Raw genomic sequence first — 26,215 nt, forward strand, 5'->3', positions numbered from 1 at the left:
CACTTCTGCCGCAGGGTCTGAAATCAATGGATGAGATTTTTGTATTTGCTGCTCTGATTGCGCTCTTCTGCGTGGTTGTGGTGCCGGTGATAGCCATCATGGCGCTAAAACGCAGCGCGCGTAACGAAACCGAACTTCATCGCCTGCGTAATCGCATAGAGACGCTGGAAGCGCGGCTTGCCGCGGCGTCTGCGCCGCCGGGTGTGGAAACCGCGCCAGTGGCAACGCCTGCGCCGGAGCCTGCGCCCGTGTTTGTCGCGCCAGAACCCGAACCGGTGCCTGAAACCGCGGCAGCGCCGGAGCCTGAACCGCAGCCGCCTGCGGACGCGCCGCCGGTCTGGTCGCAGGCGGTGCGCAACGCGGCGAAAGCGCCTGCACCCGCCGCCACGCCGCGCCGCGAAGAACCCGCGCCAGAACCACGCCATGCCGCGGCGTCAGGCGGGCTTATCACCAGCCTGACGCGCTGGTTTATGCAGGGCAATCCGCTCGCCAAAATCGGCGTCATTCTGCTCTTTTTGGGTATTTCCTTCCTGCTGCGCTACAGCGTTGAGCGCGATCTGCTGCCGCTTGAGCTGCGCGTGGCGGGCGCGGGCGTCGCCGCGCTGGTGCTGCTGGCGTTCGGCTGGCGGCTGCGCCACAAAACGCCGGTCTATGCGCTCATCCTCCAGGGCGGCGCGGTGGGCGCGCTCTATATCACGATTTTCGGCGCGTTCCGGCTCTGGCAGATGCTGCCGATGCCGCTCGCCTTCGGCCTGATGCTGGTGGTGTGCGCCGCGAGCGTCGCGCTGGCCGTGCTGCAACGGGCGTTAAGCCTCGCGATGCTGGCGAGTCTCGGCGGCTATCTCGCGCCGCTGCTGCTCTCAACTGGCGGTGGCAATCACATCGCGCTTTTCTCGTTCTATCTGCTGTTGTCGGTGGGCATCGCTGCCGTCAGCGTCTGGCAGCACTGGCGCGAGCTTAATCTGCTCGGCCTGCTGTTCACCTTTGGCGTGGCGGGTCTCTGGGGCATCAACGGCTATCAGCCGGACGAGTGGCTGAGCTGCCAGCTCTTTCTTATCGCCAATATTCTGCTCTTTGGCGTCGTCTGCGTGGCGCTGTCGCTGCGCGCACAGGGTCGCAAGAAAATCGTCGATGGCGTGATGCTGTTCGCGCCGCCGCTGGTCGGGTTTGGGATGCAGTATGCGATTACCCGACACTGGACGTATGGCCCGGCGTTTTCGGCGCTCGGCTTCGGGCTGGTCTATTTGCTGCTCGCGCGCGCCGCGCTGCGTCGCTATCCGCAGGAGGGGCGGATACTGGCGCTCGGCGGGCTGGCGCTCGGCGGTGCATTTGTTACGCTCGCTATTCCGCTGGCGCTGTCTGCCCGCTGGACGGCGCTCGCCTGGGCGCTGGAAGGGCTGGGGCTGCTGTGGTTTGGCATGCAGCAGAAGCAGCGTCGGATGAGCTACAGCGGCAGCGTGCTGCTTGCGCTTGCGGCGGCCAGCGCCGTTTACGCCTGGGTGGATGGTATTACGCTGCTTAACGCGGCGTTTATCAGCGCGGTGCTGGCGCTCTGCTGGCTGGCGGGCGGCTGGCTGTGGCGCGAACCGCAGCGGCAGGTGAGCCGGGCGCATCTTGGCGCGGGCATCGCCTTCTGGCTGGTGGCGCTGCTGCAGACTGCCCGCTGGGCGTTTACGGATATCTCCACCGGGCTTGCCCTGGCGCTTGCGCTGCTGACGCTCTCCGCCTTGCTGTGGCGCGCGGCATCGCGCAAAGCGGCGTGGCCGGATCTCGCTTACGCCGTCTGGCTGCTGTGGCCGGGCATGGCGCTGATGCTGGCTTGTCACATTGTTATTGATGGCGCGCTGGTGCTGGCGGGCTGGCACAGCCTCGTCTGGTGCCTGACGCTGCCGTGCGCGCTCTGGCTGCTGCGCCGTGATGCCGGCGCGTTGCCGGTTCGCCTTCAGAAGGCGCTGCATCTGTCGCTGTTCTGGATGCTGCTCCTTGCCGCTGGCGCGGAAACCTGGTGGTTTACCGATAGCCTGCCGTGGGGCAGCGAGGCGTGGCAGACCGGCATTATCCTTGCCGTCAGCGCCGCTATCGTGTTGCTGGTGAACGGCGCGCTCCGGCGCGGCCTGTGGCCGTGCGCGCAGTGGCCTGCGCTTTACAGCGGGCCGGGGCTGTTGCCGGTCGCGCCCGTACTGGTGTTCTTACTGCTTGCGGGCAACCTGATGAGCGGCGTAACAATCGACTGGCCATACCTGCCGCTGATCAACCAGCTTGAGCTTGGCGCAGGTTTCGCGCTGCTGGCGGTGCTGGGCTGGTGGCGGCGGCTTACGCGCTTCTGGTCGCCGCTGTTACAGCAGGCGCAGCCGTGGGCGCCGCTCGTCTGGTATGCGCTGCTGTTCTGGTGGGGCAACGGGCTGGTGCTGCGTACGCTCGCGTGGATTGGGGGGATCCCGTGGCAGTCCGACGCGCTGTGGGATTCTCGTCTGGTCCAGACCACGTTCGCGCTGCTCTGGATGTTGCTGGCGCTGCTGGTGATGGTGAGCGCCACGCGTAAAGGCGCGCGTCAGGGCTGGTTCTGCGGCGCGGGCCTGCTCGGCGTGGTGATTGTGAAGCTGATGCTGGTGGACAGCGCAGGCGGCGGCGGGCTTGCGCGCGCCGTGGCGTTTATCGGCGTCGCGGTGCTGGTGCTGATTGTCGGTTATTTCTCACCGCTGCCGCCGAAAGCGGCGCAGCCGGTCAATGCCCGTCAGGGAGAGGCAGAATGAAACAGTTATGGGTGGCCCTTGTCTGGGCGTTTGCCGCGACGTGCGCGGCCAGTGACGACACTTCTCGCGCCGAGCGTCCGCAGGATTATGCGCGCGGTGTGGAGCTTGCGGTGGAAGGGCAGTCGCCGTGGTACCGGCTGCCGCTGCCGGAGGCCGTCTATTCGCAAAGCGCCTGGCCGGATCTGCGCGATATTCGCGTGTTTAATGCGCAGGGCGCAAGCCTGCCGTTTGCGCTCGACACCACCACGCCGCCCGCGCCTGCGCCGCAACGCGCGCCGCTGACGGTCTACAGGCTTGACGCACAGCCGGTTAAAACCAGCGAAGAAGAGCAGCGCACGGTGCTGTTAACCTCGCCGTCCGGCGTGCAGATCCGCATGGAAAACGCGCCGGTAGAGCAACTGAGCGCCAGCTGGCTGATCCCGCTTAGCGAGAACAACGGCGAGCGCGCGCTGACACAGCTGCAACTGGCGTGGCCACAACAGGTCAACGGCTGGCAGGCGCGCGTGGACGTGCTCGCGAGCGAGACGATGCGTAACTGGCAGCCGATCATCGCGGATGCGCCGCTGCTGGATTTAGCCTCCGGCAATCAGCGGCTGTTGCAGAACACGGTGGATTTCAGCGGTGCGCCGTCGCTCTTTGGCGCAAAATACCTGCTGGTGGTGGTGAAAAACGCCAGCGCGCCGCTTGATTTTACCTCGGCTACCGGACAGTGGCAGGCACCGCACGTACAGGCGCGGCGCGTCACGCTTGCCGCGCATGGCGAGAAAGAAAACGATAACACCGCCGTCTATCGCTGGGCGCGGCCACAGCCATTCGATGCCCTGACGCTGCGCCCGCAGCTTGCGAACGCCGTTGTGCCGGTGGAGATTGAGTATCGCAGCGCGGATAACATGGCGTGGCAGCCGCTCGCCCGCACGGTTATTTATCGCCTGCCGGAGAGCCCGGCGGTGACGCTGCCGCTGCACGGCGAGCTGATTTCCGCGCTCCGCGTGCGGGCGGTGAACCAGCGCTTTGGCGACACTTTCCCGGAAGTGACCGGCGAGCGCGACGAAAAAACGCTGGTGTTTAATGCCCAGGGCAGCGGCCCGTTCCTGCTCGCCTGGGGCAATGGAGCCGCTAAAACGCAGGCGCTGGAGCTACAAACGCTGGTGCCGGGCTCTCACGATCCGGAGATGCTGCCTTACGCGCAGGCGGTAAAAGCGGTGACGCTCGGCGGCGACGCGCGGCTGACGGCTAAAGACGCCAGCGCGCAGCGCAACGCGCTCTATACTTGGATCATCTGGGCGGTGCTGGTGGCGGGCGCCGCCGGGTTGCTGCTGCTCGCCTGGCGGCTGTGGTGCGAGCTTCGCGGCGAAAAAGCGGCGTAATCAGAGCGTTTGCTCGCGCGCCATCGCCATCATGCGCGGATAAAAGCGCCAGAACTGGCGCTCCAGCGCGGCGTAATGGGTATTGAGATCGTCCCAGGAGTCGCGCAGAGCCGCGAGTTTCGGTCGTCGGGTCGCCATGCCGTTGAGGACGCGGGCGATGTAGTCCATCTCGCGGTAGCGCTCCATCCAGCGCTCGCGCCAGAGATAATTATTGAGGTTTACAAAGCGCTCCGGCGCGTCGGGCAGCGTCGGTAAAATCTGGGCGTGCGCGTGCGCGATAAATTCCGCAAGCGGGATCTCCGGCGAGATTTGCGCCCAGTGGCGCGAGAGAAAGTGATCCCACATGACATCCAGCGTCACCGGCGCCACGCGGCGGGTTTCGGGGCGGAACCACTCGCGCGCTTCGCGCACTTCCGGCAGGTTATCGGTCAGTACATCCACGCGCCGGTGCATGTAAATTCCCGCCACGACATCCGCCGGATAAAGCTCATCCGGTTTGCCGCGCACGAAGTCCGCCATCAGATTGCCGGGCAGCGAACTTTGCGCCAGATGCGCCAGATGCAGATGGGCAAGAAAATTCATAACGATCCTTTCCTTAAAGAGAGATAAAGCGGCTTATCAGTTGCAGGGAGCGCGCCCCGGCACTAGACTAGCCGCCTGTTTTTTATGTCAGAGTTCCAGCCATGCGTTTGACCGATTTCTCCTTTGAATTACCCGAATCCCTGATAGCTCACTATCCGCAAGCCCAGCGTAGCGCCTGTCGCCTGCTGTCGCTCGACGGGCCGACGGGAGATCTCACGCACGGCACTTTCACCGATTTGCTCGATAAGCTCAACCCCGGCGATCTGCTGGTGTTTAACAATACCCGCGTGATCCCGGCGCGCCTCTTTGGCCGCAAGGCGAGCGGCGGCAAAATTGAAGTACTGGTAGAGCGTATGCTCGACGACCATCGCGTGCTGGCCCATATCCGCGCCTCTAAAGCGCCGAAGCCGGGCGCGGAACTTCTGCTGGGCGATGATGAAAGCGTAAACGCCACGATGACCGCGCGCCACGACGCGCTGTTCGAAGTGCAGTTTAACGACGCGCGCCCGGTGCTGGATATTCTGAACAGCATCGGCCATATGCCGCTGCCGCCTTACATTGAGCGCCCGGATGAAGAGGCTGACCGCGAGCTTTATCAGACCGTCTACAGCCAGAAACCGGGCGCTGTCGCGGCACCGACCGCGGGCCTGCATTTTGATGAGCCGCTGCTTGAGCGCCTGCGCGCGAAAGGCATTGAGATGGCGTTTGTCACGCTGCACGTCGGCGCGGGGACGTTCCAGCCGGTACGCGTTGAGAGCATCGAAGATCACGTGATGCACTCTGAATACGCCGAAGTGCCGCAGGAGGTGGTCGACGCGGTGCTGGCCGCGAAAGCGCGCGGTAATAAAGTCGTCGCCGTGGGCACGACATCAGTACGATCGCTTGAGAGCGCCGCGCAGGCAGCGCAAGACGCGCTTATCGCGCCGTTTTTCGGCGACACCCAGATTTTTATCTATCCGGGCTATCAGTACAAAGTGATCGACGCGCTGGTGACCAACTTCCACCTGCCGGAATCGACGCTCATCATGCTGGTGTCGGCGTTCGCGGGCTATAAGCACACCATGAACGCCTACCGCGAAGCGGTAAAAGCGGAGTATCGCTTTTTTAGTTACGGTGATGCGATGTATATCACGTACAATCCGCAGGCCATTAACGAGCGTCCGGGCGAATAACCGGGCGCTTGCCGCTTTTTTCTCTCTCCTTAACGGGAGAGGGCCGGGGTGAGGGGCGCCCTCACTCTGTAACATTAATCATCAGACTGTCTCTCTGATGTGGAGAAAAACGTGAAATTCGAACTTGATACGACCGATGGCCGCGCGCGCCGCGGCCGCCTGGTATTTGATCGCGGCGTCGTGGAAACCCCGGCGTTTATGCCCGTGGGCACTTACGGCACCGTCAAAGGCATGACGCCGGAAGAAGTGGAAGCCACCGGCGCGCAGATTATCCTCGGCAATACCTTTCACCTCTGGCTGCGTCCAGGCCAGGAGATCATGAAGCTGCACGGCGACCTGCACGATTTTATGCAGTGGAAAGGCCCGATCCTGACCGATTCCGGCGGCTTCCAGGTCTTTAGCCTGGGCGATATTCGCAAAATTACCGAGCAGGGCGTGCATTTCCGCAACCCGATCAACGGCGATCCTATCTTCCTCGACCCGGAAAAATCGATGGAGATCCAGTTCGATCTCGGTTCTGACATCGTGATGATCTTCGATGAGTGCACGCCATACCCGGCAGACTGGGACTACGCGAAGCGCTCTATGGAGATGTCACTGCGCTGGGCGAAACGCAGCCGCGACCGCTTTGACAGCCTCGGCAACAAAAACGCGCTGTTCGGCATTATTCAGGGCAGCGTTTACGAAGATTTACGCGATATCTCCGTGAAAGGTCTGGTAGAGATAGGCTTTGATGGCTACGCTGTCGGCGGCCTGGCTGTCGGTGAGCCGAAGGAAGATATGCACCGCATTCTTGAGCATGTCTGCCCGCAGATCCCGGCGGACAAGCCGCGCTACCTGATGGGGGTGGGCAAGCCGGAAGATCTGGTCGAAGGCGTGCGTCGCGGCATTGATATGTTCGACTGCGTTATGCCAACGCGCAACGCGCGTAACGGCCATCTTTTCGTCACCGAAGGCGTAGTGAAAATCCGCAACGCGAAGTACAAAAGCGATACGGGGCCGCTGGATCCTGAGTGTGATTGCTATACCTGTCGCAATTATTCACGCGCCTACTTGCATCATCTTGACCGTTGCAACGAAATACTGGGCGCGCGGCTTAATACCATTCATAACCTTCGCCACTATCAGCGCTTAATGGCTGGTTTACGCAAGGCTATCGAAGAGGGTAAATTAGAGCACTTCGTCGCGGATTTCTACCAACGCCAGGGGCGGCCGGTGCCACCGTTGAACGTTGATTAATTTAATAATGAGGGAATTTGAATGAGCTTTTCTATTTCTGACGCGGTAGCCGCTGGCGGTGCGCCGGCGCAGGGCAGCCCGATGTCTCTGATCCTGATGCTGGTCGTGTTTGGTCTGATTTTCTATTTCATGATCCTGCGTCCGCAGCAGAAGCGTACCAAAGAGCATAAAAACCTGATGAACTCCATCGCCAAAGGGGATGAAGTGCTCACTAACGGTGGTCTGGTGGGTCGCGTGACCAAAGTAGCGGAAAACGGCTACATTGCTATCGCTCTGAACGACACCACCGAAGTGGTTATCAAGCGTGACTTCGTCGCAGCCGTCCTGCCGAAAGGCACCATGAAGGCGCTGTAATTCATTGTTTTCCCAAAGGGAACTGCCGTGTTAAACCGTTATCCTTTGTGGAAGTACCTCATGCTGGTCGCCGTGCTTATCGTCGGCCTGCTTTATGCACTTCCCAACCTGTATGGTGAGGATCCGGCTGTTCAAATCACTGGCGCGCGCGGCGTCGCCGCCAGTGAGCAAACGCTGATCCAGGTCCAGAATACGTTACAAAAAGAAAAAATTTCCGCGAAATCTGTGGCTCTGGAAGAGGGCGCAATTCTTGCGCGCTTTGACTCCACCGATACTCAGCTGCGCGCTCGTGAAGCGCTGATGAGCACGATGGGCGATCAATTCGTCGTCGCGCTTAACCTCGCGCCTGCCACCCCACGCTGGCTTACCGCTATTTCCGCCGAACCGATGAAACTGGGTCTCGACCTGCGCGGCGGCGTTCACTTTCTGATGGAAGTGGATATGGACACCGCGCTTGGCAAGCTCCAGGAACAGAATATGGACAGCCTGCGCAGCGATCTGCGCGAGAAGGGGCTGAGCTGGACGAACGTGCGTAAAGCCGATAACTACGGCGTGACGATTCAGTTCCGTGACAGCGATATCCGTGACGCCGCGGTCTCTTATCTGACGAGCCGCCATCGCGACATGGTTATCTCAAGCCAGGGCGATAACAGCCTGCGCGCAGTGATGTCTGATGAGCGTCTGCGCGAAGCGCGTGAATATGCCGTTCAGCAGAACATTAACATCCTGCGTAACCGCGTGAACCAGCTGGGCGTAGCCGAGCCGCTGGTGCAGCGTCAGGGCGCTGACCGCATCGTGGTTGAGCTGCCGGGTATTCAGGATACCGCTCGCGCGAAAGAAATCCTCGGCGCGACCGCGACCCTGGAATTCCGTCTGGTTAACAGCTCTGTTGACCGTTCAGCCGCCGCGGCAGGCCGTGTTCCAGGCGATTCTGAAGTGAAGATGACCCGTGAAGGCCAGCCGGTTGTGCTGTACAAACGCGTTATCCTGACCGGTGACCATATTACCGATTCCACCTCCGGCGTTGATCAGTACAACATGCCGCAGGTGAATATTTCGCTCGACAGCGCGGGCGGTAATATCATGTCTAATTTCACCAAAGACAACATCCATAAACCGATGGCGACGCTCTTTGTGGAATATAAGGACAGCGGTAAGAAAGACGCCAACGGCCGCAGCATCCTGGTAAAACAGGAAGAAGTGATCAACGTTGCGACGATTCAGGCGCGTCTGGGTCAGAACTTCGTGATTACCGGCATCGACAACCCGAACGAAGCGCGTCAGCTTTCGCTGCTGCTGCGTGCGGGCGCGCTGATTGCGCCGATTCAGATTGTGGAAGAGCGCACCATCGGCCCGACGCTGGGTATGCAGAACATCACTCAGGGTCTGGAAGCATGTCTGGCGGGCCTCGCGGTCTCCATTCTGTTTATGATTCTGTTCTATAAGAAGTTCGGTCTTATCGCCACTACGGCGCTGCTGGCAAACCTGGTGCTTATCGTCGGCATTATGTCGCTGCTGCCGGGTGCGACGCTCACCATGCCGGGTATCGCGGGGATTGTGTTAACCCTTGCGGTCGCGGTGGATGCGAACGTGCTGATAAACGAGCGTATTAAAGAAGAGCTCAGCAACGGCCGTTCAGTGCAGCAGGCGATTGACGAAGGTTACCGTGGGGCGTTCAGCTCGATTTTCGACGCCAACGTCACGACGCTGATTAAGGTCATTATCCTGTACGCAGTGGGGACCGGCGCGATTAAAGGGTTTGCTATCACGACCGGTATCGGCGTGGCGACCTCCATGTTCACCGCTATTGTCGGTACCCGTGCCATTGTGAACCTGTTGTACGGCGGCAAACGCATCAACAAGCTGTCTATCTGAGGAGTGCGTTGTGGCACAGGAATATACTGTTGAACAATTGAACCACGGCCGCAAAGTCTATGACTTTATGCGCTGGGACTACTGGGCCTTCGCCATTTCCGGCCTGCTGCTTGTCGCCTCTATTGTGGTGATGGGCGTACGCGGGTTTAACTGGGGTCTCGATTTTACCGGCGGTACGGTTATCGAGATTGGCCTGGAAAAACCGGCGGATCTGGATGTAATGCGCGAGTCGCTGGTAAAAGCGGGCTTTGAAGAGCCGCTGCTGCAGAACTTCGGCAGCAGCCGCGACATCATGGTTCGTATGCCGCCTGCCCAGGGGGAAACCGGCGGTCAGGCACTCGGCACCAAAGTGGTGAACGTCATTAACCAGGCCACTGGCCAGAACGCGGCGGTAAAACGTATCGAGTTTGTCGGCCCGAGCGTAGGCGCTGACCTCGCTCAGGCGGGCGCGATGGCGCTGCTGGTTGCGCTGCTCTCCATTCTGGTTTACGTCGGGTTCCGCTTTGAGTGGCGTCTGGCGGCTGGTGTGGTTATCGCGCTGGCGCACGACGTCATTATCACCATGGGCGTGCTGTCGCTGTTCCGGATTGAGATTGACCTGACCATCATCGCCTCGCTGATGTCGGTTATTGGTTACTCGCTCAACGACAGCATCGTGGTTTCTGACCGTATTCGTGAGAACTTCCGCAAGATCCGCCGCGGAACGCCTTACGAAATCTTTAACGTGTCACTGACCCAGACGCTGCAAAGGACGTTAATCACATCCGGTACGACGCTTGTCGTGATCCTGATGCTTTATCTGTTCGGCGGCGCGATGCTGCAGGGCTTCTCGCTGACCATGCTTATCGGTGTCTCTATCGGTACGGCGTCGTCCATTTATGTCGCTTCCGCTCTGGCGCTGAAGCTTGGCATGAAGCGTGAACATCTGTTGCAGCAGAAGGTGGAAAAAGAGGGCGCGGATCAACCGTCTCTCCTGCCGTAATCGCGCAGCAACGTGATACGTTAATAAAACCGCAGGTTCAGGCCTGCGGTTTTTTTTCGCCTCGATAAGGGATAAAGAGGGCAGAAGAGGCGGTGTTCGTACATCTGTGGCGGTTAACTCCAGTGCGCGATAATCAACGCCCATAAAAAAGCCAGCAGAGGCTGGCTTTTTCACAGGTTCAGCGGGGTAAGGTTTAGAAGTTGTAACCTACCACTAGGTAACCGCCCCAACCCGTAGTGCGGGTGTTATAGTTAGTGAAGGCTAACTGCGCATCGTCATTCCACTGACCGCCGTTGTGCCAGTAACGCGCGACCACGGAGTAGTGCCAGTGATCGTAATTCAGCGCCAGAATATGGCTGGAGGCGATGGAATCGTTAGTGCGGGATTTCACGCCATTGAGCGCATAACCGCTCTTATCGCCGAGGTCTGAACCCCAGTCAAAGTTGGTGAAACCGATATAGCTCAGGTTGCCGCCCCACAGCTGGGTGATCGGCACGAAGTATTTCACTTTAAAGCGGTAGCCGTCCCACTCGTTCTGGTTTTCTGCACCGTAGTTCTGCCACTGGTATTTGGCATAAACGTTCAGGGAGAGGCTCATCGGCAGGCCAGTGTCGATATCGGTACCAAGACCCATATACCAGGTGCTCTGACGGCCAGAAGCGTTGCGGCCCATATCGTAGATATAGTTATTCGCGAAATACCACTCTTTGAACGGGCCAAACGCCAGGCTGGTGCCGGTCAGCTTATCGATAGAGAAGCGCGGTTCGATCTCCACAAACAGCGGGGAACCGTGGTTCCAGATCCCTTTAGCATCGGAGTTACCACCGAAAAAGACCGGGGCGTCCGCGTAACCGTAGAAATCAAACCAGTCTTTTTTGGCGAACGCTTCATATTCCAGATAGGTATCGTTGCGGATGGTCGGTCCGAAGCGTGTATGGTAGCTGCCCACCACGTTAACGCTCTGGTGCCACCAGTCGGAAACAAACTCACTATTGCTGGTTTCTGCCGCGCCGGCAGTAAAAGAGGTGGAGAGCGCCAGGGCTGCACCGGCAGCTAAAACAATTTTTTTCATAATAGAGCCACTGTTTTCAGGAAATCCCCATTTCTGGGTGGAGTAATGCTTTCGCGCAACGCGGATAAACCGCCGCCGCATAAATTGTGCTGCCTATTATAAGTATCCAGCCTCACAAAAATATGTGGCGTTTCACATTCTTGTCATGTACGTAATCGATTGCGTTCACGTTTGCGTACATCGGAACGCGGATTCTAGCGGCATAAGGGAACTAAGCCAACTCCTGTTACACCATTTTTGCGAAGCGGCAGGGAATAAATGAGGAATTTACGGCGCGAGAAAAGCAAGAAAAGCGAGCGGCGCGAATGTAACAAACTCCGCGCCACAGATGCTGAGGCACTCAGGGCGCGACGACGGCGTCACCGGCGATAAGCGGCTGGATATCATGCACGCGGATAAAGCCCAGTTGCTCTGGCGTGATGTCGGTCAGCGTCAGGTGAATGGAAACATCACTCGGCGCCAGCGTGCTGGCAGGTGCGCTGAACGGCTGGTTCTGCACGTTCACTTCCTGGTAATTGTCGGTTGTACCCTGTAACTTGCCCCATTCGACGGTGCCGGTAAAGGCGGGCAGCGCCTCACTGGATTCGCTCTGGATAAACAGCGTCGCCTGTGTGCCGTTCGCGTCCGCCGTGACGTTGCGTAGCGACATTTTCAGCATACCGAGCTGGCTGCTTAAGCGAGCGGGCGTGTTGGAGCCCGGCAGCAGATAAACACCGCTTTTCGATTTCACATTCAGTGCGTTCTGCTGCGTGATTTTGACAGTCTCCTGCTTGAGCTTCGTCATCTCCTGATTGAGCGTGCTGACATTCTGGTGCATCTGGCGTACTTCGCTCTGCGGGGCGCAGGCGCTTAAGGCCAGTGCGCTGGCGACGATAGACCATTTCAGATAACGTGTTGTCATTGTTCGCTTTTCCTGAAAGAGTGGCGGTCTTTTTATGGTAGAGCGTAACGGGGCATCCGGCATAGCGCCTTTGTCTCAAAAAGGTTGCGTCTTTGTAGTCCCGCCAGTTCAGGGTAAACTGTTGTTCAGTTAACTTTTTCAGTCAGGAAGCGCTATGCATTGCCCGTTCTGTTTCGCCGTTGACACTAAAGTGATCGATTCCCGCCTGGTGGGAGAAGGCTCCTCGGTGCGCCGCCGCCGCCAGTGCCTGGTGTGTAATGAACGTTTCACGACCTTTGAAGTCGCGGAACTGGTCATGCCGCGCGTGGTGAAAAGCAACGACGTGCGCGAGCCTTTTAATGAAGACAAACTGCGCAGCGGCATGCAGAAAGCGCTGGAAAAACGCCCGGTCAGCTCCGATGACGTGGAGATGGCCATCAACCATATCAAATCCCATCTGCGCGCGACCGGCGAGCGCGAGGTGCCGAGCAAACTTATCGGCAATCTGGTGATGGAGCAGCTTAAAAAGCTCGATAAAGTCGCCTATATCCGTTTTGCCTCGGTCTACCGCAGCTTTGAAGATATCCGCGAATTCGGCGAAGAGATCGCCCGCTTACAGGATTAACCGATGTCTGACGAATTTTACATGGCGCGCGCGCTTAAGCTCGCGGGCCAGGGACGTTTTACCACGCATCCGAATCCGCGCGTGGGCTGCGTGATTGTTAAAGATGGCGTAATCGTCGGCGAAGGCTTTCATCTGCGCGCCGGCGAGCCGCATGCCGAAGTGCATGCGCTGCGCATGGCAGGCGACAAGGCGCGCGGTGCTACCGCGTATGTCACGCTTGAACCCTGTAGCCACCACGGACGCACGCCGCCGTGCTGCGATGCGCTGATTAACGCGGGCGTCGCGCGCGTTGTCGCGGCAATGCAGGACCCGAACCCGCAGGTGGCGGGCCGGGGCCTGTACCGTCTTCAGCAGGCGGGCATTGAGGTCAGTCATGGCCTGATGATGAGCGAGGCCGAAGCGCTTAATAAAGGCTTTCTCAAGCGTATGCGCACCGGTTTTCCGTTTATTCAGCTCAAGCTCGGCGCGTCGCTTGACGGCCGCACGGCGATGGCGAGCGGCGAAAGCCAGTGGATAACCTCGCCGCAGGCGCGTCGCGACGTGCAGCGTCTGCGCGCCGAAAGCCATGCTATCCTCACTACCAGCGCCACGGTGCTGGCCGACGATCCGTCAATGACCGTGCGCTGGGATGAGCTCGGCGAAGAGACGCAGGCGGTATATCCACGTGAAAACCTGCGCCAGCCGTTGCGGATCGTGCTCGACCGCCAGAATCAGGTGACGCCCGCGCACAAGATTGTCAATCAGCCCGGCGAGACGTGGCTTGCCCGCGCCTGCCCGGACGACACCGTCTGGCCAGAGGGTGTCGAACAACTGCCGACGCCCGTGCATAACGGCAAGCTCGATCTGGTGTTGCTTATGATGCAGCTCGGCAAACGCCAGGTGAACAGCCTGTGGGTTGAAGCGGGCCCGCAGCTCGCCGGCGCGCTGCTTCAGGCTGGGCTGGTAGATGAGCTGATTGTTTATATGGCGCCGAAACTGCTCGGCAGCGAGGCCCGCGGGCTATTTGCGCTGCCAGGACTTGAGCGGCTCGCCGACGCGCCGCGCCTGGAATTTCGCGACGCCGTTCAGGTCGGCCCCGATTTGCGCCTGCGCCTGACGCTCGCCTGACTGGCGGGATGTAAAACGTAAGCAGTGCGCGAAAGAGTATGATAAAATCCGCCCCCCTGCGGGGGCTACATAACCCTAAGGTAAGAGTATGAACATTATTGAAGCTACCGTTGCTGCCCCGGACGCTCGCGTCGCCATCGCCATTGCGCGTTTCAACAACTTCATCAACGACAGTCTGCTGGAAGGCGCTATCGACGCCCTGAAACGCATTGGTCAGGTAAAAGATGAAAATATCACCGTCGTGTGGGTGCCGGGCGCTTACGAGCTGCCGCTGGCGGCTCAGGCGCTGGCGAAAACCGCAAAATATGACGCGGTGATTGCGCTCGGTACGGTGATTCGCGGCGGCACCGCGCATTTCGAATATGTTGCCGGCGGTGCCAGCAACGGTCTGGCCCACGTGGCGCAGCACAGCGAAATCCCGGTAGCTTTTGGCGTACTCACCACTGAAAGTATTGAACAAGCCATCGAACGCGCTGGCACTAAAGCCGGGAACAAGGGCGCCGAAGCGGCGCTGACCGCGCTTGAAATGATTAATGTCCTGAAGGCTATCCAGGCCTGATTTTTTTTGTAAGGGGAATTCCGTGAAACCTGCTGCTCGTCGCCGCGCCCGTGAGTGTGCCGTCCAGGCGCTTTACTCCTGGCAGTTGTCCCACAATGACATCGCCGATGTTGAATACCAGTTCCTGGCGGAACAGGATGTCAAAGATGTGGACGTGATGTATTTCCGCGAACTGCTTTCCGGGGTGGCGACCAACAGCGGCTATCTCGACGGCCTGATGAAGCCGTACCTGTCCCGTCAGCTCGAAGAGCTGGGCCAGGTGGAGAAAGCGGTGCTGCGCATCGCGCTGTTCGAACTCTCAAAACGTGATGATGTGCCGTACAAAGTGGCCATCAACGAAGCGATTGAGCTGGCGAAAGTCTTCGGTGCTGAAGACAGCCATAAGTTCGTCAACGGCGTGCTCGATAAAGCCGCGCCGCACATCCGCCCTAACAAAAAGTAATTTCCGCCTGCCATCGGCAGGCGAGACCTGACGCTCGTTTTCTTTTACCGTTCTGTGCTTAAGGCAGACGAAAAGCTGGCGATTGTCTACTATGGTCATCAATACGAAGAAACTACGGTTCTTCTTCTGCTTTCTGAGGCCGGGATCCCGGCCTTTTCTTCTTCTTATCTGTTGAGGCGTAACCTTATGTCATGCGGTGAGTTTTCCCTGATTGCACGTTACTTCGATCGGGTCAGAAGCTCTCGTCTTGATGTCGAGACCGGCATTGGCGACGACTGCGCGCTATTGACCGTGCCGGAGAAGCAAACCCTGGCTATCAGCACCGACACGCTGGTGTCGGGCATTCACTTTTTACCGGATATCGATCCGCGCGATCTCGGCTACAAGGCGCTGGCGGTGAATGTCAGCGATCTGGCGGCGATGGGCGCCGATCCGGCATGGCTGACGCTGGCGCTGACCCTGCCGGAGGTGAACGAACCCTGGCTTGAAGCGTTCAGCGACAGCCTCTTTGAACAGCTTAACTATTACGATATGCAGCTTATCGGCGGTGATACCACCCGCGGCCCGCTCTCCATGACGCTCGGCATTCACGGCTTTGTTCCCGCCGGACGGGCGCTGAAGCGCTCCGGCGCACGGCCTGGCGACTGGGTGTTTATCACCGGCACGCCGGGCGACAGCGCAGCCGGGCTCGCGATTTTGCAAAAGCGGCTTCACGTCGAAGATACCAGCGACGCAGGCTATCTGGTCAAACGCCATCTGCGCCCGACGCCGCGCGTGCTGCACGGTCAGGCACTGCGCGGGCTCGCCAGCGCCGCTATCGATCTCTCCGACGGGCTGATTTCCGATCTCGGGCATATCCTGAAGGCGAGCGACTGCGGCGCGCGCATTGAGCTTAACGATCTGCCTTACTCCGAAGCGCTCTCCCGCCATGTTGATCCGGAGCAGGCGCTGCGCTGGGCGTTGTCTGGCGGTGAGGATTATGAACTCTGCTTTACGGTATCGGAGCTTAATCGCGGCGCGCTGGAGGTGGCGGTGAGCCATCTTGGCGTGCCCGTAACCTGCATCGGCCAGCTGACCACGGCGTCGGAAGGCATGGTATTTTTACGCGATGGCGCGCCGGTAACGCTCGACTGGAAAGGATATGACCACTTCGAAACGCACATTTAATAAGGATGTTGCTAAAAGCCGCTTAAATTTACGCAATCCGTGGCATCTGCTCGCGACCGGGTTTGGCAGCGGCTTAAGCCCCTGGGTGCCGGGCACGATGGGGTCGCTTGCGGCGATCCCGTTCTGGTACCTAATGACTTTTTTACCCTGGCAGCTCTACTCGCTGGTGGTGATGTTTGGCATCAGCCTTGGCGTCTATCTCTGTCATCAGACCGCCAAAGATATGGGCGTACATGACCACGGCAGTATCGTCTGGGATGAGTTTATCGGCATGTGGATTACGCTGATGGCGCTGCCGACGAATGACTGGCAGTGGGTCGCCGCCGGGTTTGTGATTTTCCGTATTTTCGATATGTGGAAACCCTGGCCTATCCGCTGGTTTGACCGTAACGTTCACGGCGGTATGGGGATCATGGTGGATGATATCGTGGCGGGGATTATCTCGGCGGGGCTTCTCTACTGGATTGGGCATCACTGGCCCATCGGCCTGATTTAACGAAAACAGCCCTCTGCGACGAGGGCTGTTTTTTTACTGGCTTATTTAAAACCCACCACCGGGTGCGCTTTGTAAGGCGTCTCCAGCTCGGCCATCTCTTCAGGGGTGAGCGTTACGTCAACCGCCTCAATCAGCTCCTGCAACTGCTCTTCGCGCGAGGCGCCGATAATCGGTGCGACGACGCCGGGTTTGCTTAAAAGCCAGGCCAGCGCCACCTGAGCGCGGCTCACGCCTTTATCTTCGGCGATGAACGCCAGCCGTTCGGCTATTTTCGCGTCGTTCTCTTCGGTTTCGCTGTAGAGCGTTTTGCCGAACTCATCGGAAATCAGACGCGCCGTGGTTTCGCCCCACGGGCGGGTCAGACGCCCGCGCGCCAGCGGGCTCCACGGTATCACGGCCACGCCCTCGCGATAGCAGAGCGGCAGCATCTCCTGTTCTTCTTCGCGGTAAATCAGGTTGTAGTGGTTTTGCATGGTAACGAACGGCGCCCAGCCGTTCTCTTTTTGCAGCCGCAGCGCCTGTTCAAACTGGTGCGGATGCATTGACGACGCGCCGATGTAGCGCGCTTTACCCGCTTTCACCACTTCGTTCAGCGCTTCCAGCGTCTCTTCTATCGGCGTGTCGTAGTCCCAGCGGTGGATTTGCAGCAGGTCGACATAATCCATACCGAGGCGGCGCAGGCTGTCGTCAATCGAGCGCAGGATCAGCGGGCGGGAGAGCCCCTGCGGCAGGTCGCCGACCTGGTGATAAACTTTGGTGGCGACGACGACCTCTTCACGACGCGCGAAATCGCGCAGCGCGCGGCCAACAATCTCTTCGCTGCTGCCGTCGGAGTAGCTGTTGGCGGTGTCGAAGAAGTTAATGCCGCCGTCAATGGCGTGTTTGATGATAAGGCGGCTGCTTTCTTCGGGGAGAGTCCAGGCGTGATTACCGCGGTCCGGCTCGCCAAAAGTCATACAGCCCAGGCACAGACGGGAAACCTGAAGGTCGGTTTTTCCTAATTGCTTGTATTGCATGGTTCCGCTCCTGCTTTAGGGTCACAAAGGTTACCGTTAAGCATAGCAGGAGCGGAAACAGAGCAGGGGTCAGGCGAGCCAGTCCCGCACGCGTTGTTCGATGCCCGACGCGGTCAGGCCAATTTCGGCGCGCGCTTCGTCCTGCGTGCCCTGTGGAATGAAGTGATCCGGCAGGCCAATATTCAGCACCGGCACTGGTTTGCGCTTCGCCATCAGCACTTCGTTTACGCCGCTACCGGCACCACCCATCACGGCGTTTTCTTCGATGGTGACCAGCGCCTCGTGACGCCCGGCGAGCTCCATAATCAGCGCTTCATCAAGCGGCTTCACAAAACGCATATCCACAAGCGTGGCGTTAAGCGCTTCGGCGGCCTGCGTGGCCTCCGGCAGCAGCGTACCAAAGTTGAGCAGCGCTACTTTTTCACCGTGGCGTTTCACCACGCCTTTGCCGATGGGGAGTTTCTGGAGCGGCTCCAGCGTCACGCCAAGCGCGTTGCCGCGCGGATAGCGAACCGCGCTCGGGCCGTCGTTGTAGTGATAGCCGGTAAACAGCATCTGGCGGCACTCGTTTTCATCGCTCGGGGTCATGATAACCATGTCCGGGATGCAGCGCAGATAAGAGAGATCGAACGCGCCCTGGTGCGTCTGGCCGTCAGCGCCGACGATGCCCGCGCGATCGATAGCGAACAGCACCGGCAGCTTCTGGATAGCGACGTCGTGGATAACCTGGTCATACGCGCGTTGCAGGAACGTGGAGTAAATCGCAACGACCGGTTTATAGCCGCCAATCGCCAGCCCCGCCGCGAAGGTCACCGCGTGCTGCTCGGCGATCGCCACGTCGAAGTATTGCGCCGGATATTTGCGGGAGAACTCCACCATGCCGGAGCCTTCGCGCATGGCGGGCGTGATAGCCATCAGCTTGTCGTCTTTGGCCGCGGTTTCGCACAGCCAGTCACCAAAAATCTTCGAATAACTCGGCTGGCCGCCGCTGCTTTTTGGCAGCGTGCCGCTTTCCGGATCGAATTTCGGTACGGCGTGGAAGGTGATCGGATCTTTTTCCGCCGGCTCATAACCACGGCCTTTTTTGGTCATGATGTGCAGGAACTGCGGGCCTTTCAGATCACGCATGTTTTTGAGCGTATTCACCAGCCCCAGCACGTCGTGGCCATCCACCGGGCCGATATAGTTAAAGCCCAGCTCTTCAAACAGTGTGCCCGGCACGACCATGCCTTTGATGTGCTCTTCGGTACGCTTGAGCAGCTCTTTAATGGGCGGAACGTTAGAGAACACGCGCTTGCCGCCTTCGCGAAGCGTCGAATAGAGCTTGCCGGAAAGCAGCTGCGCCAGGTGGTTATTAAGCGCGCCCACGTTCTCGGAAATCGACATCTCGTTGTCGTTCAGGATAACCAGCATATCCGGGCGAATATCGCCCGCGTGGTTCATCGCCTCAAACGCCATCCCTGCGGTGATAGCGCCATCGCCAATCACGCAGACGGTGCGGCGATTTTTCTCTTCGCGCGCCGCGGCGACGGCGATGCCGATACCGGCGCTGATGGAGGTGGACGAATGGCCGACGCTCAATACGTCATATTCGCTCTCGCCGCGCCACGGGAACGGGTGCAGGCCGCCTTTCTGGCGGATAGTGCCGATGCGGTCCCGGCGGCCAGTCAGGATTTTATGCGGATACGCCTGATGACCCACGTCCCAGATAAGCTGGTCGAACGGCGTGTTATAGACGTAATGCAACGCCACGGTGAGTTCCACCGTGCCAAGCCCGGAGGCGAAGTGTCCGCTGGAGCGGCTTACGCTGTCGAGCAGGTAACGACGCAGCTCGTCGCACAGCTTCGGCAAACTCTCTTTTGGCAACAGGCGAAGCTCCGCAGTGGAGTCCACCAGCGCCAGGGTCGGGTATTTGGCAGTATCAAAACTCATCAGAGACTCATCGTGGTGTTATACGTTTATTTATCACGTTGGATTATGAAATTCGCTAACGCTTCCAGTGTCGCGGTATCCAGCGCTTGTGCTTTCAGCGGCGCCAGCGCCGCCAGGGCGTCATCGCACAGACTGCGCGCTTTCGCCTGGGCTTGCTCAAGACCCAGCAGGGCGGGGTAGGTGCTTTTGCCAAGTTGCTGATCGGCCCCCTGGCGTTTTCCAAGGGTTGCAGTATCGCCCACCACATCCAGAATGTCATCCTGTACCTGGAAGGCAAGGCCGATGCTGTCTGCATAGCTGTCGAGATAAACCAGCGCGTCGCGGCCTTTATCGCCCGCGCACAGCGCGCCCATTCGCACGGCGGCGCGAATAAGCGCGCCCGTTTTATGGCGATGAATACGCTCAAGCGCGTCGAGATCCACCTGCTGGCCTTCGGCTTCGAGATCGAGCGCCTGGCCGCCGCACATGCCCGCCACACCGCTGGCTTTCGCGAGCTCAGACACCATCGCGAGCCGGTCGCGCAGCGCCACGTTTTCCATCGGCGCGTCGCTTAAAATCGAAAACGCCAGCGTTTGCAGGGCGTCGCCCGCAAGAATAGCGCTCGCTTCGCCAAAGCGGATATGACAGGTCGGCTGTCCGCGACGCAGATCGTCATCGTCCATGGCGGGCAGATCGTCATGCATCAGCGAATAGGCGTGAATACACTCAATCGCTGCCGCCGGAGCATCCAGCGCGGTCGGGTTAACCCCAAACATCTCGCCAGTGGCGTACACCAGAAACGGGCGCAGGCGTTTACCGCCTAATAATGTGCCGTAGAGCATCGCCTCAACCAGTGGACTCTTCTGAAACGGCAGCTCGCCGATAAAGTGCTGTAACGCGCGATTGGCCCGCTCGGCCTGCGCCTGAAGCTGTTGACTGAAATCCATGTTTACTCGGCGTCCGGCGTGAAGGGGGTAAGAGGCGCGTCCTCATTCTGAGACAACAGGATCTGAACGCGCTGCTCAGCCTGCTGCAGTTTTACCTGGCCCTGGCGCGCGAGCTGCACGCCGCGCTCAAATTCATTCAGCGCTTCTTCCAGCGGCAGGTCGCCGCTTTCCAGACGGGTGACTATCTGCTCAAGCTCCGTCAGGGCCGTTTCGAAACTGGCCGGCTGTTCATTTTTCTTCGGCATAGTAAATATCTGACTCTATGGGTTAACGGTCATGTTAGCGACACTGCATGGTAGCGGAGACGCAAAGATTAGCAAATAACGCCTTGTGGGTTGGTAATAGGCGCAGTGACATCGCGATGATGATATACTGCCGGGCTCACGATGCAGGCGCGGTTCTGCCTGCTGTACCATTTTCTAAGCCCCGGTGGGCTTGCCAACGAATCATAGCCACCATGAAGTTTATCATTAAATTATTCCCGGAAATCACCATTAAAAGCCAGTCTGTGCGCTTGCGCTTTATAAAAATCCTGACCGGGAATATTCGTAACGTCCTGAAACACTACGATGAAAATCTTGCCGTGGTCCGCCACTGGGACCATATCGTGGTGCGTATTAAAGATGAAACTCAGCACGACGCGGTGCTTGACGCCCTGACCCGTATTCCCGGCATTCACCATGTGCTTGAGGTGGATGACGTCCCGTTCACGGACATGCATGACATTTTCGAGAAGACGCTCGCCAACTGGCGCGACCAGCTCGAAGGGAAAACGTTCTGCGTGCGCGTTAAGCGACGCGGTCAACATGAGTTTAGCTCGATTGAAGTGGAGCGCTACGTCGGCGGCGGTTTAAATCAGCATATTGAATCTGCCCGCGTCAAACTCAAACAGCCTGACGTGACCGTGAATCTTGAGATTGAAGATGACCGCCTGCTGCTTATCAAAGGCCGCTATGAAGGCATCGGCGGTTTCCCGATCGGCACTCAGGAAGATGTGCTGTCGCTGATCTCCGGCGGTTTCGATTCCGGCGTCTCCAGCTATATGCTGATGCGCCGCGGTTGCCGCGTGCACTACTGCTTCTTTAACCTGGGCGGCGCGGCGCACGAAATCGGCGTGCGTCAGGTCGCGCACTATCTGTGGAGCCGCTTTGGCAGCTCGCACCGCGTGCGTTTTGTGGCGATTAACTTTGAGCCGGTCGTCGGCGAAATCCTTGAAAAAGTGGACGATGGCCAGATGGGCGTGGTGCTCAAGCGTATGATGGTGCGTGCCGCCTCGAAAGTGGCGGAGCGCTACGGCGTGCAGGCGCTGGTCACCGGCGAAGCGCTGGGCCAGGTCTCCAGCCAGACGCTGACCAACCTGCGTCTTATCGATAATGTCTCCGATACGCTGGTGCTGCGCCCGCTTATCTCTTACGACAAAGAGCACATCATCGATATCGCCCGTAAAATCGGCACCGAAGATTTTGCCCGCACCATGCCGGAATATTGCGGCGTGATTTCAAAAAGCCCGACCGTGAAAGCCGTGAAAGGGAAAATCGAAGCCGAAGAGGCGAATTTCGATTTCTCTATCCTCGACCGCGTCGTGGCGGAAGCTACCAACGTGGATATCCGTGAAATCGCCGAGCAGACCGAACAGCAGGTAGTGGAAGTGGAAACCGTTAACGGTTTCGGCCCGAACGACGCGATTCTGGATATTCGCTCCGTCGATGAGCAGGATGAGAAACCGCTGGTGGTTGAAGGCGTTGAGGTCGTTTCGCTGCCGTTCTACAAGCTCAGCACGAAGTTTGGCGATCTCGATCAGAGCAAAACGTACCTGCTGTGGTGCGAGCGCGGCGTGATGAGCCGCCTGCAGGCGCTTTACCTGCTGGAGCAGGGCTTTAAGAACGTGAAAGTCTACCGTCCGTAACGTCATGGCGTTGCGCTGAGACAAAAATCCCCTCGACCGAGGGGATTTTTTTATATCCGTGGTTTAACGGGATAACGCTTAGTAATCGCGATAGCTGTAAATACCCGCGGCCAGCACCAGTTGTCCTGCCACCTCATGCGCTTTTTCGCGCCCGACCAGCAGATCGATAATCTTGAGCGCGAAATCAATCGCGGTGCCCGGCCCCTGGCTGGTGAGCAGATTGACGCGCGGATCCCAGACTACGCGCTTATCCTGCCACTGATCGTCCGGGATCGTCTCTTTCAGCGCCGGAAAGCCGGTCATATTACCAATCGGGAAGAGCTCGTGCGGCACCAGTACCGTGCCCGCCGCCGCGCAGATGGCCGCGACAATCCGCCCGGAGAGATGAAACTGACGCACCGTTTCGACCAGTAGCGGGCTGTCGCGAAACGCTTCGGCACCTTTCAGGCCGCCCGGCAGGACAATCACATCGAAATCGCCGTCGGCAACTTCCACCAGCGGCGCATCCGCCAGCAGCCGGACGCCGCGTGAGCAGGTGATCGTCAGATTGCCGTCGCTGGCGACGCTCGCGGTGGTGACGTTAATCCCGCCGCGCACCAGCAAATCGATGGTGGTGACCGCTTCGGTCTCTTCAGTGCCAGGGGCGAGGCATACCAGTGCCGATGCGCTCATACTCATTCTCCTTGCGTTTAATCTGTTCATACAGACGGCTGTTAACCGGCAGCGTCAGGCCATGCGCTCTGGCGCGGCGCAGCAGATAGCCGGTGATGTAATCAATCTCGGTGTGACGCTGCTGGCGGATATCCTGCAGCATCGAGGAAATATTGGCGGCGGTGCTCTCGATCACCTGATTGATGTAATAGAGCAGGCTATCCGGCGACGTATGGTGTCCTTCACGCTGCATCACCAGGGCGACTTCGGCGCAGATCTCGCGTACCTCGTCCTGGCGTGCGCGCAGGTCGCCGTTCGGGCAGTTATAGAGCGCCGTCAGTGGGTTAATCACGCAGTTGGCCGCGAGCTTTATCCAGCGCGAGGCATTGACGTTATCGTGCCACGCGACATCCGGCAGCGCCTGCTGAAGTACCTCCGCCAGCCGGGAGTCATCCTGCGCGCCGGGCGTAACCGGGCCAATGTGCGTAGTACCGCAGGCGACATGAATTACCTGATTGCCCTCGCGACGCGCCGCGTGGGTCGTCACGCCCGCCAGCAGCGGCTGTTGGACGGCGCGCAGCTCATCAAGCGTGCCCATGCCGTTATGCAGCAGCAGAATCGGGCTGGCGGCCGGTAGCCGGGTCGCCAGCGTGCTTACCGCATCTGAAACCTGCCAGGCTTTCAGCGTCACCAGCAACAGCTCACTTTCTGCCAGAAACCCAGTGTTGTTAGCCGTAAAGGTGTGCTGGAACACGCTACTGTCGGTTTCCAGCAGATTCACGCTGTATGACGATTGCGGCACCCGCAGCCATCCCTGCACCTCGTGACCTTGTTTATGCAGCGCGCTCATCCAGAGCTGGCCTAACGCGCCGCAGCCAAGCACGGTAATTTTCATGGTTCCTCCTCGCCCGCAACAGCGCCGGGCGTTATGTCATACGTCTATTATAACGTGAGCGCTTAGGCTTTCGCCTGCCGCCGGTTTCCGGGTTGTGTTATGCGCCTTTGCGGGTATTATGCAACGCACATACTGTGAGGGAGATAGAAAACATGCCATCTTTTGACATTGTCTCTGAGGTCGATATGCGCGAAGTGCAGAACGCGGTAGAGAACGCGACGCGCGAGCTCGAAACCCGTTTCGACTTTCGCAACGTGACCGCAAGCTTCGAGCTGAACGAAAAAAATCAGACCATCAAAGTGACGAGCGAATCTGATTTCCAGGTCAACCAGCTGCTGGATATCCTGCGCGCGAAGCTGTTGAAACGCGGCATCGAAGGCAGCTCTATCGAGGTGCCGGAAGAGTTCGATCACAGCGGAAAAACCTGGAGCGTGGAAGCGAAGCTCAAGCAGGGCATCGATTCCGCCATGGCGAAGAAGATCGTGAAGCTGATTAAAGACAGCAAGCTTAAAGTCCAGGCGCAGATCCAGGGCGAACAGGTTCGCGTCACCGGTAAAGCCCGCGACGATCTCCAGCAGACCATTGCGCTGGTGCGCGGCGGTAATCTCGGCCAGCCGTTCCAGTTCAACAATTTCCGCGACTAAGCGGTAAGTCGAACAGACGGCACAAAAAAGGGCGGATTTTCCGCCCTTTTTCTTTGCTGATGACTCAAGCGCCGAGCATTCGCTGCTCTATCTCGATGCGGTTCGTCACTTTGGTGTCGATTTTCAGATACGCGCTACGCTCATCGGCCACCACAATCGCCTCGCTGACGCCCGCGCTGTCGCGTAAACGCTGCGCCAGTGTTTCATCGGCAGTCACTTCAGGCGGAATTTCCACGCGTATGCTGCTGACATAGGGCGGCTCTTTCATCGTGGTGCTCACGAGCAGCCAGACGGTCGCCAGCAGCGCGCCCACCAGAAACACGGTTTGCGAGTCAAACAGGCCATCAACCCAGCCGCCGAGCGATCCGCCAATGGCCACGCCCAGAAACTGGCTGGTGGAGTAGACGCCCATCGCGGTGCCTTTATAGCCCGCCGGTGCCGCTTTACTGATAAGCGACGGCAGCAGCGCTTCCATCAGGTTGAACGCCACGAAGAAAAGCTGAACGCCGACGATAAGTTCCCAGAAGTGCGGGCCTGCGCCCCACAGCACGATTTCCGCAATCAGCAGCAGCGCCACGCAGAAGAGAAACACGCGTTTCATTTTGCGCTTCGCTTCGGCGTAGATGATAAACGGCACCACCGAGACAAACGAAATCAGCATCGTGCAGAGATAGACTTTCCAGTGCGCCGCCGCCGGAAAGCCTGCCGCTTCAAGCTGGCCGGGCAGCGCGACGAAGGTCGACATCAGCAAAATATGCAGACACATGATGCCGAAGTTAAGCTTCAGCAGCGTCGGCTCCGCCAGCACTTTACGAAAGCAGCCCTTCACCATGCCGGAATCGCGGTTCAGCACGTGATTGCTGCTGTCAGGCACGACCCAGAGCGTAATGATGATGCCTGCGGTGGCGAGCACTGCGATCATCCAGAACAGCGCATGCAGGCCGAGCGCGTGGGTGATAATCGGCCCGAGCACCATCGCGATGGCGAACGTGATGCCAAAGCTGACGCCAATAAACGCCATCGCTTTGGTGCGATTCTGTTCGCGGGTGAGATCGGAAAGTAGCGCCATCACGGCGGCGGCAATCGCGCCGGAGCCCTGCAGCGCACGCCCGAGAATAATGCCCCAGATGGAGTCTGTCAGCGCGGCGACCAGGCTGCCAATAACGAATATCGCCAGGCCCCCGACAATCAGCGGCTTGCGACCGATGCGGTCAGAGAGCAGGCCAAACGGTACCTGGAAAATCGCCTGCGCGAGGCCGTAAATACCGATGGCGAGGCCAATCAGCGCTTCGCTTGCGCCCTGTAGCGCCATTCCGTAAGTAGTAATGACCGGCAGTACCATAAACATACCGAGCATGCGCAAAGAAAAGACCGTCCCTAAACCCCATGTCGCGCGCAATTCGACTGGCGTCATTTTGTTATCGTTCATTACCACCTCAGATAAAAAGCAGGTCTTAGTGTAGTGCGAGGGCAGGGGAGGGTAAATGCCGGGTTATTTAGAAAATATTTCAAGGGTTAACTATTAATGCTGCCAATAAAACGAGCGCCAGATTGCAGCAATAAAAAAGGGTGC

25 protein-coding genes are annotated in these 26,215 nt (G+C 58.9%); 15 read left to right on the top strand and 10 right to left on the bottom strand.

Annotated elements, in window-relative coordinates:
- Positions 1 to 26: 26 nt before the first annotated feature.
- The gene (locus ACUW6V_RS16180) at positions 27 to 2,753 is read left to right on the top strand and encodes a DUF2339 domain-containing protein (protein WP_454038618.1); all 2,727 of its coding nucleotides are present in this window, start codon (positions 27 to 29) and stop codon (positions 2,751 to 2,753) included.
- Positions 2,750 to 4,120: a DUF3999 family protein gene (locus ACUW6V_RS16185; RefSeq protein ID WP_454038619.1), complete on the top strand. Its 1,371-nt coding sequence runs from the start codon at positions 2,750 to 2,752 to the stop codon at positions 4,118 to 4,120. Before ACUW6V_RS16180 ends, ACUW6V_RS16185 begins: the two co-directional genes overlap by 4 nt.
- Here ACUW6V_RS16185 and acpH read toward each other — a convergent pair whose 3' ends face one another.
- Positions 4,121 to 4,702, bottom strand: a complete 582-nt coding sequence (gene acpH / locus ACUW6V_RS16190) for an ACP phosphodiesterase (protein WP_007781306.1) — start codon at positions 4,700 to 4,702, stop codon at positions 4,121 to 4,123.
- A gap of 101 nt (positions 4,703 to 4,803) precedes the next feature.
- On the opposite strand from acpH, the gene queA reads away from it, so the two are divergent.
- The 5 genes from queA (at position 4,804) to secF (ending at position 10,324) form a co-directional block, all read left to right on the top strand.
- Positions 4,804 to 5,874, top strand: a complete 1,071-nt coding sequence (queA, locus tag ACUW6V_RS16195; RefSeq protein WP_012125505.1) for a tRNA preQ1(34) S-adenosylmethionine ribosyltransferase-isomerase QueA — start codon at positions 4,804 to 4,806, stop codon at positions 5,872 to 5,874.
- A gap of 111 nt (positions 5,875 to 5,985) precedes the next feature.
- Complete coding sequence (tgt, locus tag ACUW6V_RS16200; RefSeq protein WP_004387763.1) at positions 5,986 to 7,113, top strand: tRNA guanosine(34) transglycosylase Tgt; 1,128 nt, start codon at positions 5,986 to 5,988, stop codon at positions 7,111 to 7,113.
- A 21-nt stretch (positions 7,114 to 7,134) separates the two neighbouring features.
- Positions 7,135 to 7,467: a preprotein translocase subunit YajC gene (gene yajC / locus ACUW6V_RS16205; RefSeq protein ID WP_004387762.1), complete on the top strand. Its 333-nt coding sequence runs from the start codon at positions 7,135 to 7,137 to the stop codon at positions 7,465 to 7,467.
- A 27-nt stretch (positions 7,468 to 7,494) separates the two neighbouring features.
- The gene (gene secD / locus ACUW6V_RS16210) at positions 7,495 to 9,342 is read left to right on the top strand and encodes a protein translocase subunit SecD (protein WP_004387761.1); all 1,848 of its coding nucleotides are present in this window, start codon (positions 7,495 to 7,497) and stop codon (positions 9,340 to 9,342) included.
- 10 nt (positions 9,343 to 9,352) lie between these two features.
- The gene (gene secF / locus ACUW6V_RS16215; protein ID WP_161582478.1) at positions 9,353 to 10,324 is read left to right on the top strand and encodes a protein translocase subunit SecF; all 972 of its coding nucleotides are present in this window, start codon (positions 9,353 to 9,355) and stop codon (positions 10,322 to 10,324) included.
- Positions 10,325 to 10,517: 193 nt separating this feature from the next.
- On the opposite strand, the gene ACUW6V_RS16220 is transcribed toward secF, so the two are convergent.
- Together ACUW6V_RS16220 and ACUW6V_RS16225 are read right to left on the bottom strand one after the other, a co-directional pair.
- Complete coding sequence (locus ACUW6V_RS16220; protein WP_325775092.1) at positions 10,518 to 11,396, bottom strand: nucleoside-specific channel-forming protein Tsx; 879 nt, start codon at positions 11,394 to 11,396, stop codon at positions 10,518 to 10,520.
- Between the two features lie 340 nt (positions 11,397 to 11,736).
- Entirely contained in the window at positions 11,737 to 12,297 is a 561-nt protein-coding gene (locus ACUW6V_RS16225; RefSeq protein WP_454038620.1) for a DUF3251 domain-containing protein, read from the bottom strand.
- A 154-nt stretch (positions 12,298 to 12,451) separates the two neighbouring features.
- On the opposite strand from ACUW6V_RS16225, the gene nrdR reads away from it, so the two are divergent.
- From nrdR to pgpA, 6 genes are all read left to right on the top strand, one after another.
- Positions 12,452 to 12,901, top strand: coding sequence for a transcriptional regulator NrdR (nrdR, locus tag ACUW6V_RS16230; RefSeq protein WP_004387756.1), 450 nt, complete (start codon positions 12,452 to 12,454; stop codon positions 12,899 to 12,901).
- A gap of 3 nt (positions 12,902 to 12,904) precedes the next feature.
- The gene (gene ribD / locus ACUW6V_RS16235; RefSeq protein WP_023899252.1) at positions 12,905 to 14,008 is read left to right on the top strand and encodes a bifunctional diaminohydroxyphosphoribosylaminopyrimidine deaminase/5-amino-6-(5-phosphoribosylamino)uracil reductase RibD; all 1,104 of its coding nucleotides are present in this window, start codon (positions 12,905 to 12,907) and stop codon (positions 14,006 to 14,008) included.
- A gap of 88 nt (positions 14,009 to 14,096) precedes the next feature.
- Entirely contained in the window at positions 14,097 to 14,567 is a 471-nt protein-coding gene (gene ribH / locus ACUW6V_RS16240; RefSeq protein ID WP_004387754.1) for a 6,7-dimethyl-8-ribityllumazine synthase, read from the top strand.
- 22 nt (positions 14,568 to 14,589) lie between these two features.
- Positions 14,590 to 15,009 (top strand): transcription antitermination factor NusB, encoded by a 420-nt coding sequence (gene nusB / locus ACUW6V_RS16245; RefSeq protein ID WP_004387753.1) that lies wholly within the window; start codon positions 14,590 to 14,592, stop codon positions 15,007 to 15,009.
- A gap of 186 nt (positions 15,010 to 15,195) precedes the next feature.
- On the top strand, positions 15,196 to 16,176 hold the full coding sequence (gene thiL / locus ACUW6V_RS16250; RefSeq protein WP_454038621.1) for a thiamine-phosphate kinase: 981 nt from the start codon (positions 15,196 to 15,198) through the stop codon (positions 16,174 to 16,176).
- Positions 16,151 to 16,672 (top strand): phosphatidylglycerophosphatase A, encoded by a 522-nt coding sequence (gene pgpA / locus ACUW6V_RS16255; protein WP_004387751.1) that lies wholly within the window; start codon positions 16,151 to 16,153, stop codon positions 16,670 to 16,672. The genes thiL and pgpA overlap by 26 nt, the downstream gene beginning before the upstream one ends.
- A gap of 41 nt (positions 16,673 to 16,713) precedes the next feature.
- Here the strand turns inward: pgpA and ACUW6V_RS16260 are convergent, their stop codons facing one another.
- The 4 genes from ACUW6V_RS16260 to xseB all read right to left on the bottom strand — a co-directional run bounded on the left by ACUW6V_RS16260 (position 16,714) and on the right by xseB (position 20,791).
- Complete coding sequence (locus tag ACUW6V_RS16260) at positions 16,714 to 17,688, bottom strand: aldo/keto reductase (protein ID WP_454038622.1); 975 nt, start codon at positions 17,686 to 17,688, stop codon at positions 16,714 to 16,716.
- Positions 17,689 to 17,757: 69 nt separating this feature from the next.
- Positions 17,758 to 19,620 carry a 1-deoxy-D-xylulose-5-phosphate synthase gene (gene dxs, locus ACUW6V_RS16265; RefSeq protein WP_012125497.1) on the bottom strand — a complete coding sequence of 621 codons (1,863 nt, stop codon included), beginning with the start codon at positions 19,618 to 19,620 and terminating at the stop codon, positions 17,758 to 17,760.
- Between the two features lie 26 nt (positions 19,621 to 19,646).
- The gene (gene ispA, locus ACUW6V_RS16270; protein WP_004387748.1) at positions 19,647 to 20,546 is read right to left on the bottom strand and encodes a (2E,6E)-farnesyl diphosphate synthase; all 900 of its coding nucleotides are present in this window, start codon (positions 20,544 to 20,546) and stop codon (positions 19,647 to 19,649) included.
- Between the two features lie 2 nt (positions 20,547 to 20,548).
- Complete coding sequence (xseB, locus tag ACUW6V_RS16275; protein WP_004387747.1) at positions 20,549 to 20,791, bottom strand: exodeoxyribonuclease VII small subunit; 243 nt, start codon at positions 20,789 to 20,791, stop codon at positions 20,549 to 20,551.
- Positions 20,792 to 21,003: 212 nt separating this feature from the next.
- Here xseB and thiI point away from each other — a divergent pair, with 212 nt between their 5' ends.
- Positions 21,004 to 22,452: a tRNA uracil 4-sulfurtransferase ThiI gene (thiI, locus tag ACUW6V_RS16280; RefSeq protein ID WP_004387746.1), complete on the top strand. Its 1,449-nt coding sequence runs from the start codon at positions 21,004 to 21,006 to the stop codon at positions 22,450 to 22,452.
- 78 nt (positions 22,453 to 22,530) lie between these two features.
- Here the strand turns inward: thiI and yajL are convergent, their stop codons facing one another.
- Together yajL and panE are read right to left on the bottom strand one after the other, a co-directional pair.
- Positions 22,531 to 23,124 carry a protein deglycase YajL gene (gene yajL, locus ACUW6V_RS16285; RefSeq protein ID WP_004387745.1) on the bottom strand — a complete coding sequence of 198 codons (594 nt, stop codon included), beginning with the start codon at positions 23,122 to 23,124 and terminating at the stop codon, positions 22,531 to 22,533.
- Positions 23,084 to 23,998, bottom strand: a complete 915-nt coding sequence (gene panE, locus ACUW6V_RS16290) for a 2-dehydropantoate 2-reductase (protein WP_097564321.1) — start codon at positions 23,996 to 23,998, stop codon at positions 23,084 to 23,086. The genes yajL and panE overlap by 41 nt, the downstream gene beginning before the upstream one ends.
- Before the next feature lie 152 nt (positions 23,999 to 24,150).
- Between panE and ACUW6V_RS16295 the strand changes: the two genes are divergently transcribed.
- Positions 24,151 to 24,642: a YajQ family cyclic di-GMP-binding protein gene (locus ACUW6V_RS16295; RefSeq protein ID WP_004387743.1), complete on the top strand. Its 492-nt coding sequence runs from the start codon at positions 24,151 to 24,153 to the stop codon at positions 24,640 to 24,642.
- A 64-nt stretch (positions 24,643 to 24,706) separates the two neighbouring features.
- Here the strand turns inward: ACUW6V_RS16295 and ACUW6V_RS16300 are convergent, their stop codons facing one another.
- A complete protein-coding gene (locus ACUW6V_RS16300; RefSeq protein ID WP_171964023.1) occupies positions 24,707 to 26,071 on the bottom strand; it encodes an MFS transporter in 1,365 nt (454 codons plus the stop codon).
- Positions 26,072 to 26,215 lie beyond the last annotated feature (144 nt).

This window comes from Cronobacter sp. 153480017-3 (assembly GCF_053627815.1).

Bases quoted from the DNA above. Each gene is read 5' to 3' on its own strand.
- ribD (WP_023899252.1), top strand. From the start codon at position 12,905: ATGTCTGACGAATTTTACATGGCGCGCGCGCTTAAGCTCGCGGGCCAG.
- xseB (WP_004387747.1), bottom strand. From the start codon at position 20,791: ATGCCGAAGAAAAATGAACAGCCGGCCAGTTTCGAAACGGCCCTGACG.
- acpH (WP_007781306.1), bottom strand. From the start codon at position 4,702: ATGAATTTTCTTGCCCATCTGCATCTGGCGCATCTGGCGCAAAGTTCG.
- thiL (WP_454038621.1), top strand. From the start codon at position 15,196: ATGTCATGCGGTGAGTTTTCCCTGATTGCACGTTACTTCGATCGGGTC.
- ispA (WP_004387748.1), bottom strand. From the start codon at position 20,546: ATGGATTTCAGTCAACAGCTTCAGGCGCAGGCCGAGCGGGCCAATCGC.
- ACUW6V_RS16260 (WP_454038622.1), bottom strand. From the start codon at position 17,688: ATGCAATACAAGCAATTAGGAAAAACCGACCTTCAGGTTTCCCGTCTG.
- dxs (WP_012125497.1), bottom strand. From the start codon at position 19,620: ATGAGTTTTGATACTGCCAAATACCCGACCCTGGCGCTGGTGGACTCC.
- queA (WP_012125505.1), top strand. From the start codon at position 4,804: ATGCGTTTGACCGATTTCTCCTTTGAATTACCCGAATCCCTGATAGCT.
- ACUW6V_RS16225 (WP_454038620.1), bottom strand. From the start codon at position 12,297: ATGACAACACGTTATCTGAAATGGTCTATCGTCGCCAGCGCACTGGCC.
- ACUW6V_RS16185 (WP_454038619.1), top strand. From the start codon at position 2,750: ATGAAACAGTTATGGGTGGCCCTTGTCTGGGCGTTTGCCGCGACGTGC.
- yajL (WP_004387745.1), bottom strand. From the start codon at position 23,124: ATGAGCGCATCGGCACTGGTATGCCTCGCCCCTGGCACTGAAGAGACC.
- ACUW6V_RS16220 (WP_325775092.1), bottom strand. From the start codon at position 11,396: ATGAAAAAAATTGTTTTAGCTGCCGGTGCAGCCCTGGCGCTCTCCACC.
- panE (WP_097564321.1), bottom strand. From the start codon at position 23,998: ATGAAAATTACCGTGCTTGGCTGCGGCGCGTTAGGCCAGCTCTGGATG.
- ACUW6V_RS16295 (WP_004387743.1), top strand. From the start codon at position 24,151: ATGCCATCTTTTGACATTGTCTCTGAGGTCGATATGCGCGAAGTGCAG.
- ribH (WP_004387754.1), top strand. From the start codon at position 14,097: ATGAACATTATTGAAGCTACCGTTGCTGCCCCGGACGCTCGCGTCGCC.
- ACUW6V_RS16180 (WP_454038618.1), top strand. From the start codon at position 27: ATGGATGAGATTTTTGTATTTGCTGCTCTGATTGCGCTCTTCTGCGTG.
- pgpA (WP_004387751.1), top strand. From the start codon at position 16,151: ATGACCACTTCGAAACGCACATTTAATAAGGATGTTGCTAAAAGCCGC.
- yajC (WP_004387762.1), top strand. From the start codon at position 7,135: ATGAGCTTTTCTATTTCTGACGCGGTAGCCGCTGGCGGTGCGCCGGCG.
- ACUW6V_RS16300 (WP_171964023.1), bottom strand. From the start codon at position 26,071: ATGAACGATAACAAAATGACGCCAGTCGAATTGCGCGCGACATGGGGT.
- nrdR (WP_004387756.1), top strand. From the start codon at position 12,452: ATGCATTGCCCGTTCTGTTTCGCCGTTGACACTAAAGTGATCGATTCC.
- thiI (WP_004387746.1), top strand. From the start codon at position 21,004: ATGAAGTTTATCATTAAATTATTCCCGGAAATCACCATTAAAAGCCAG.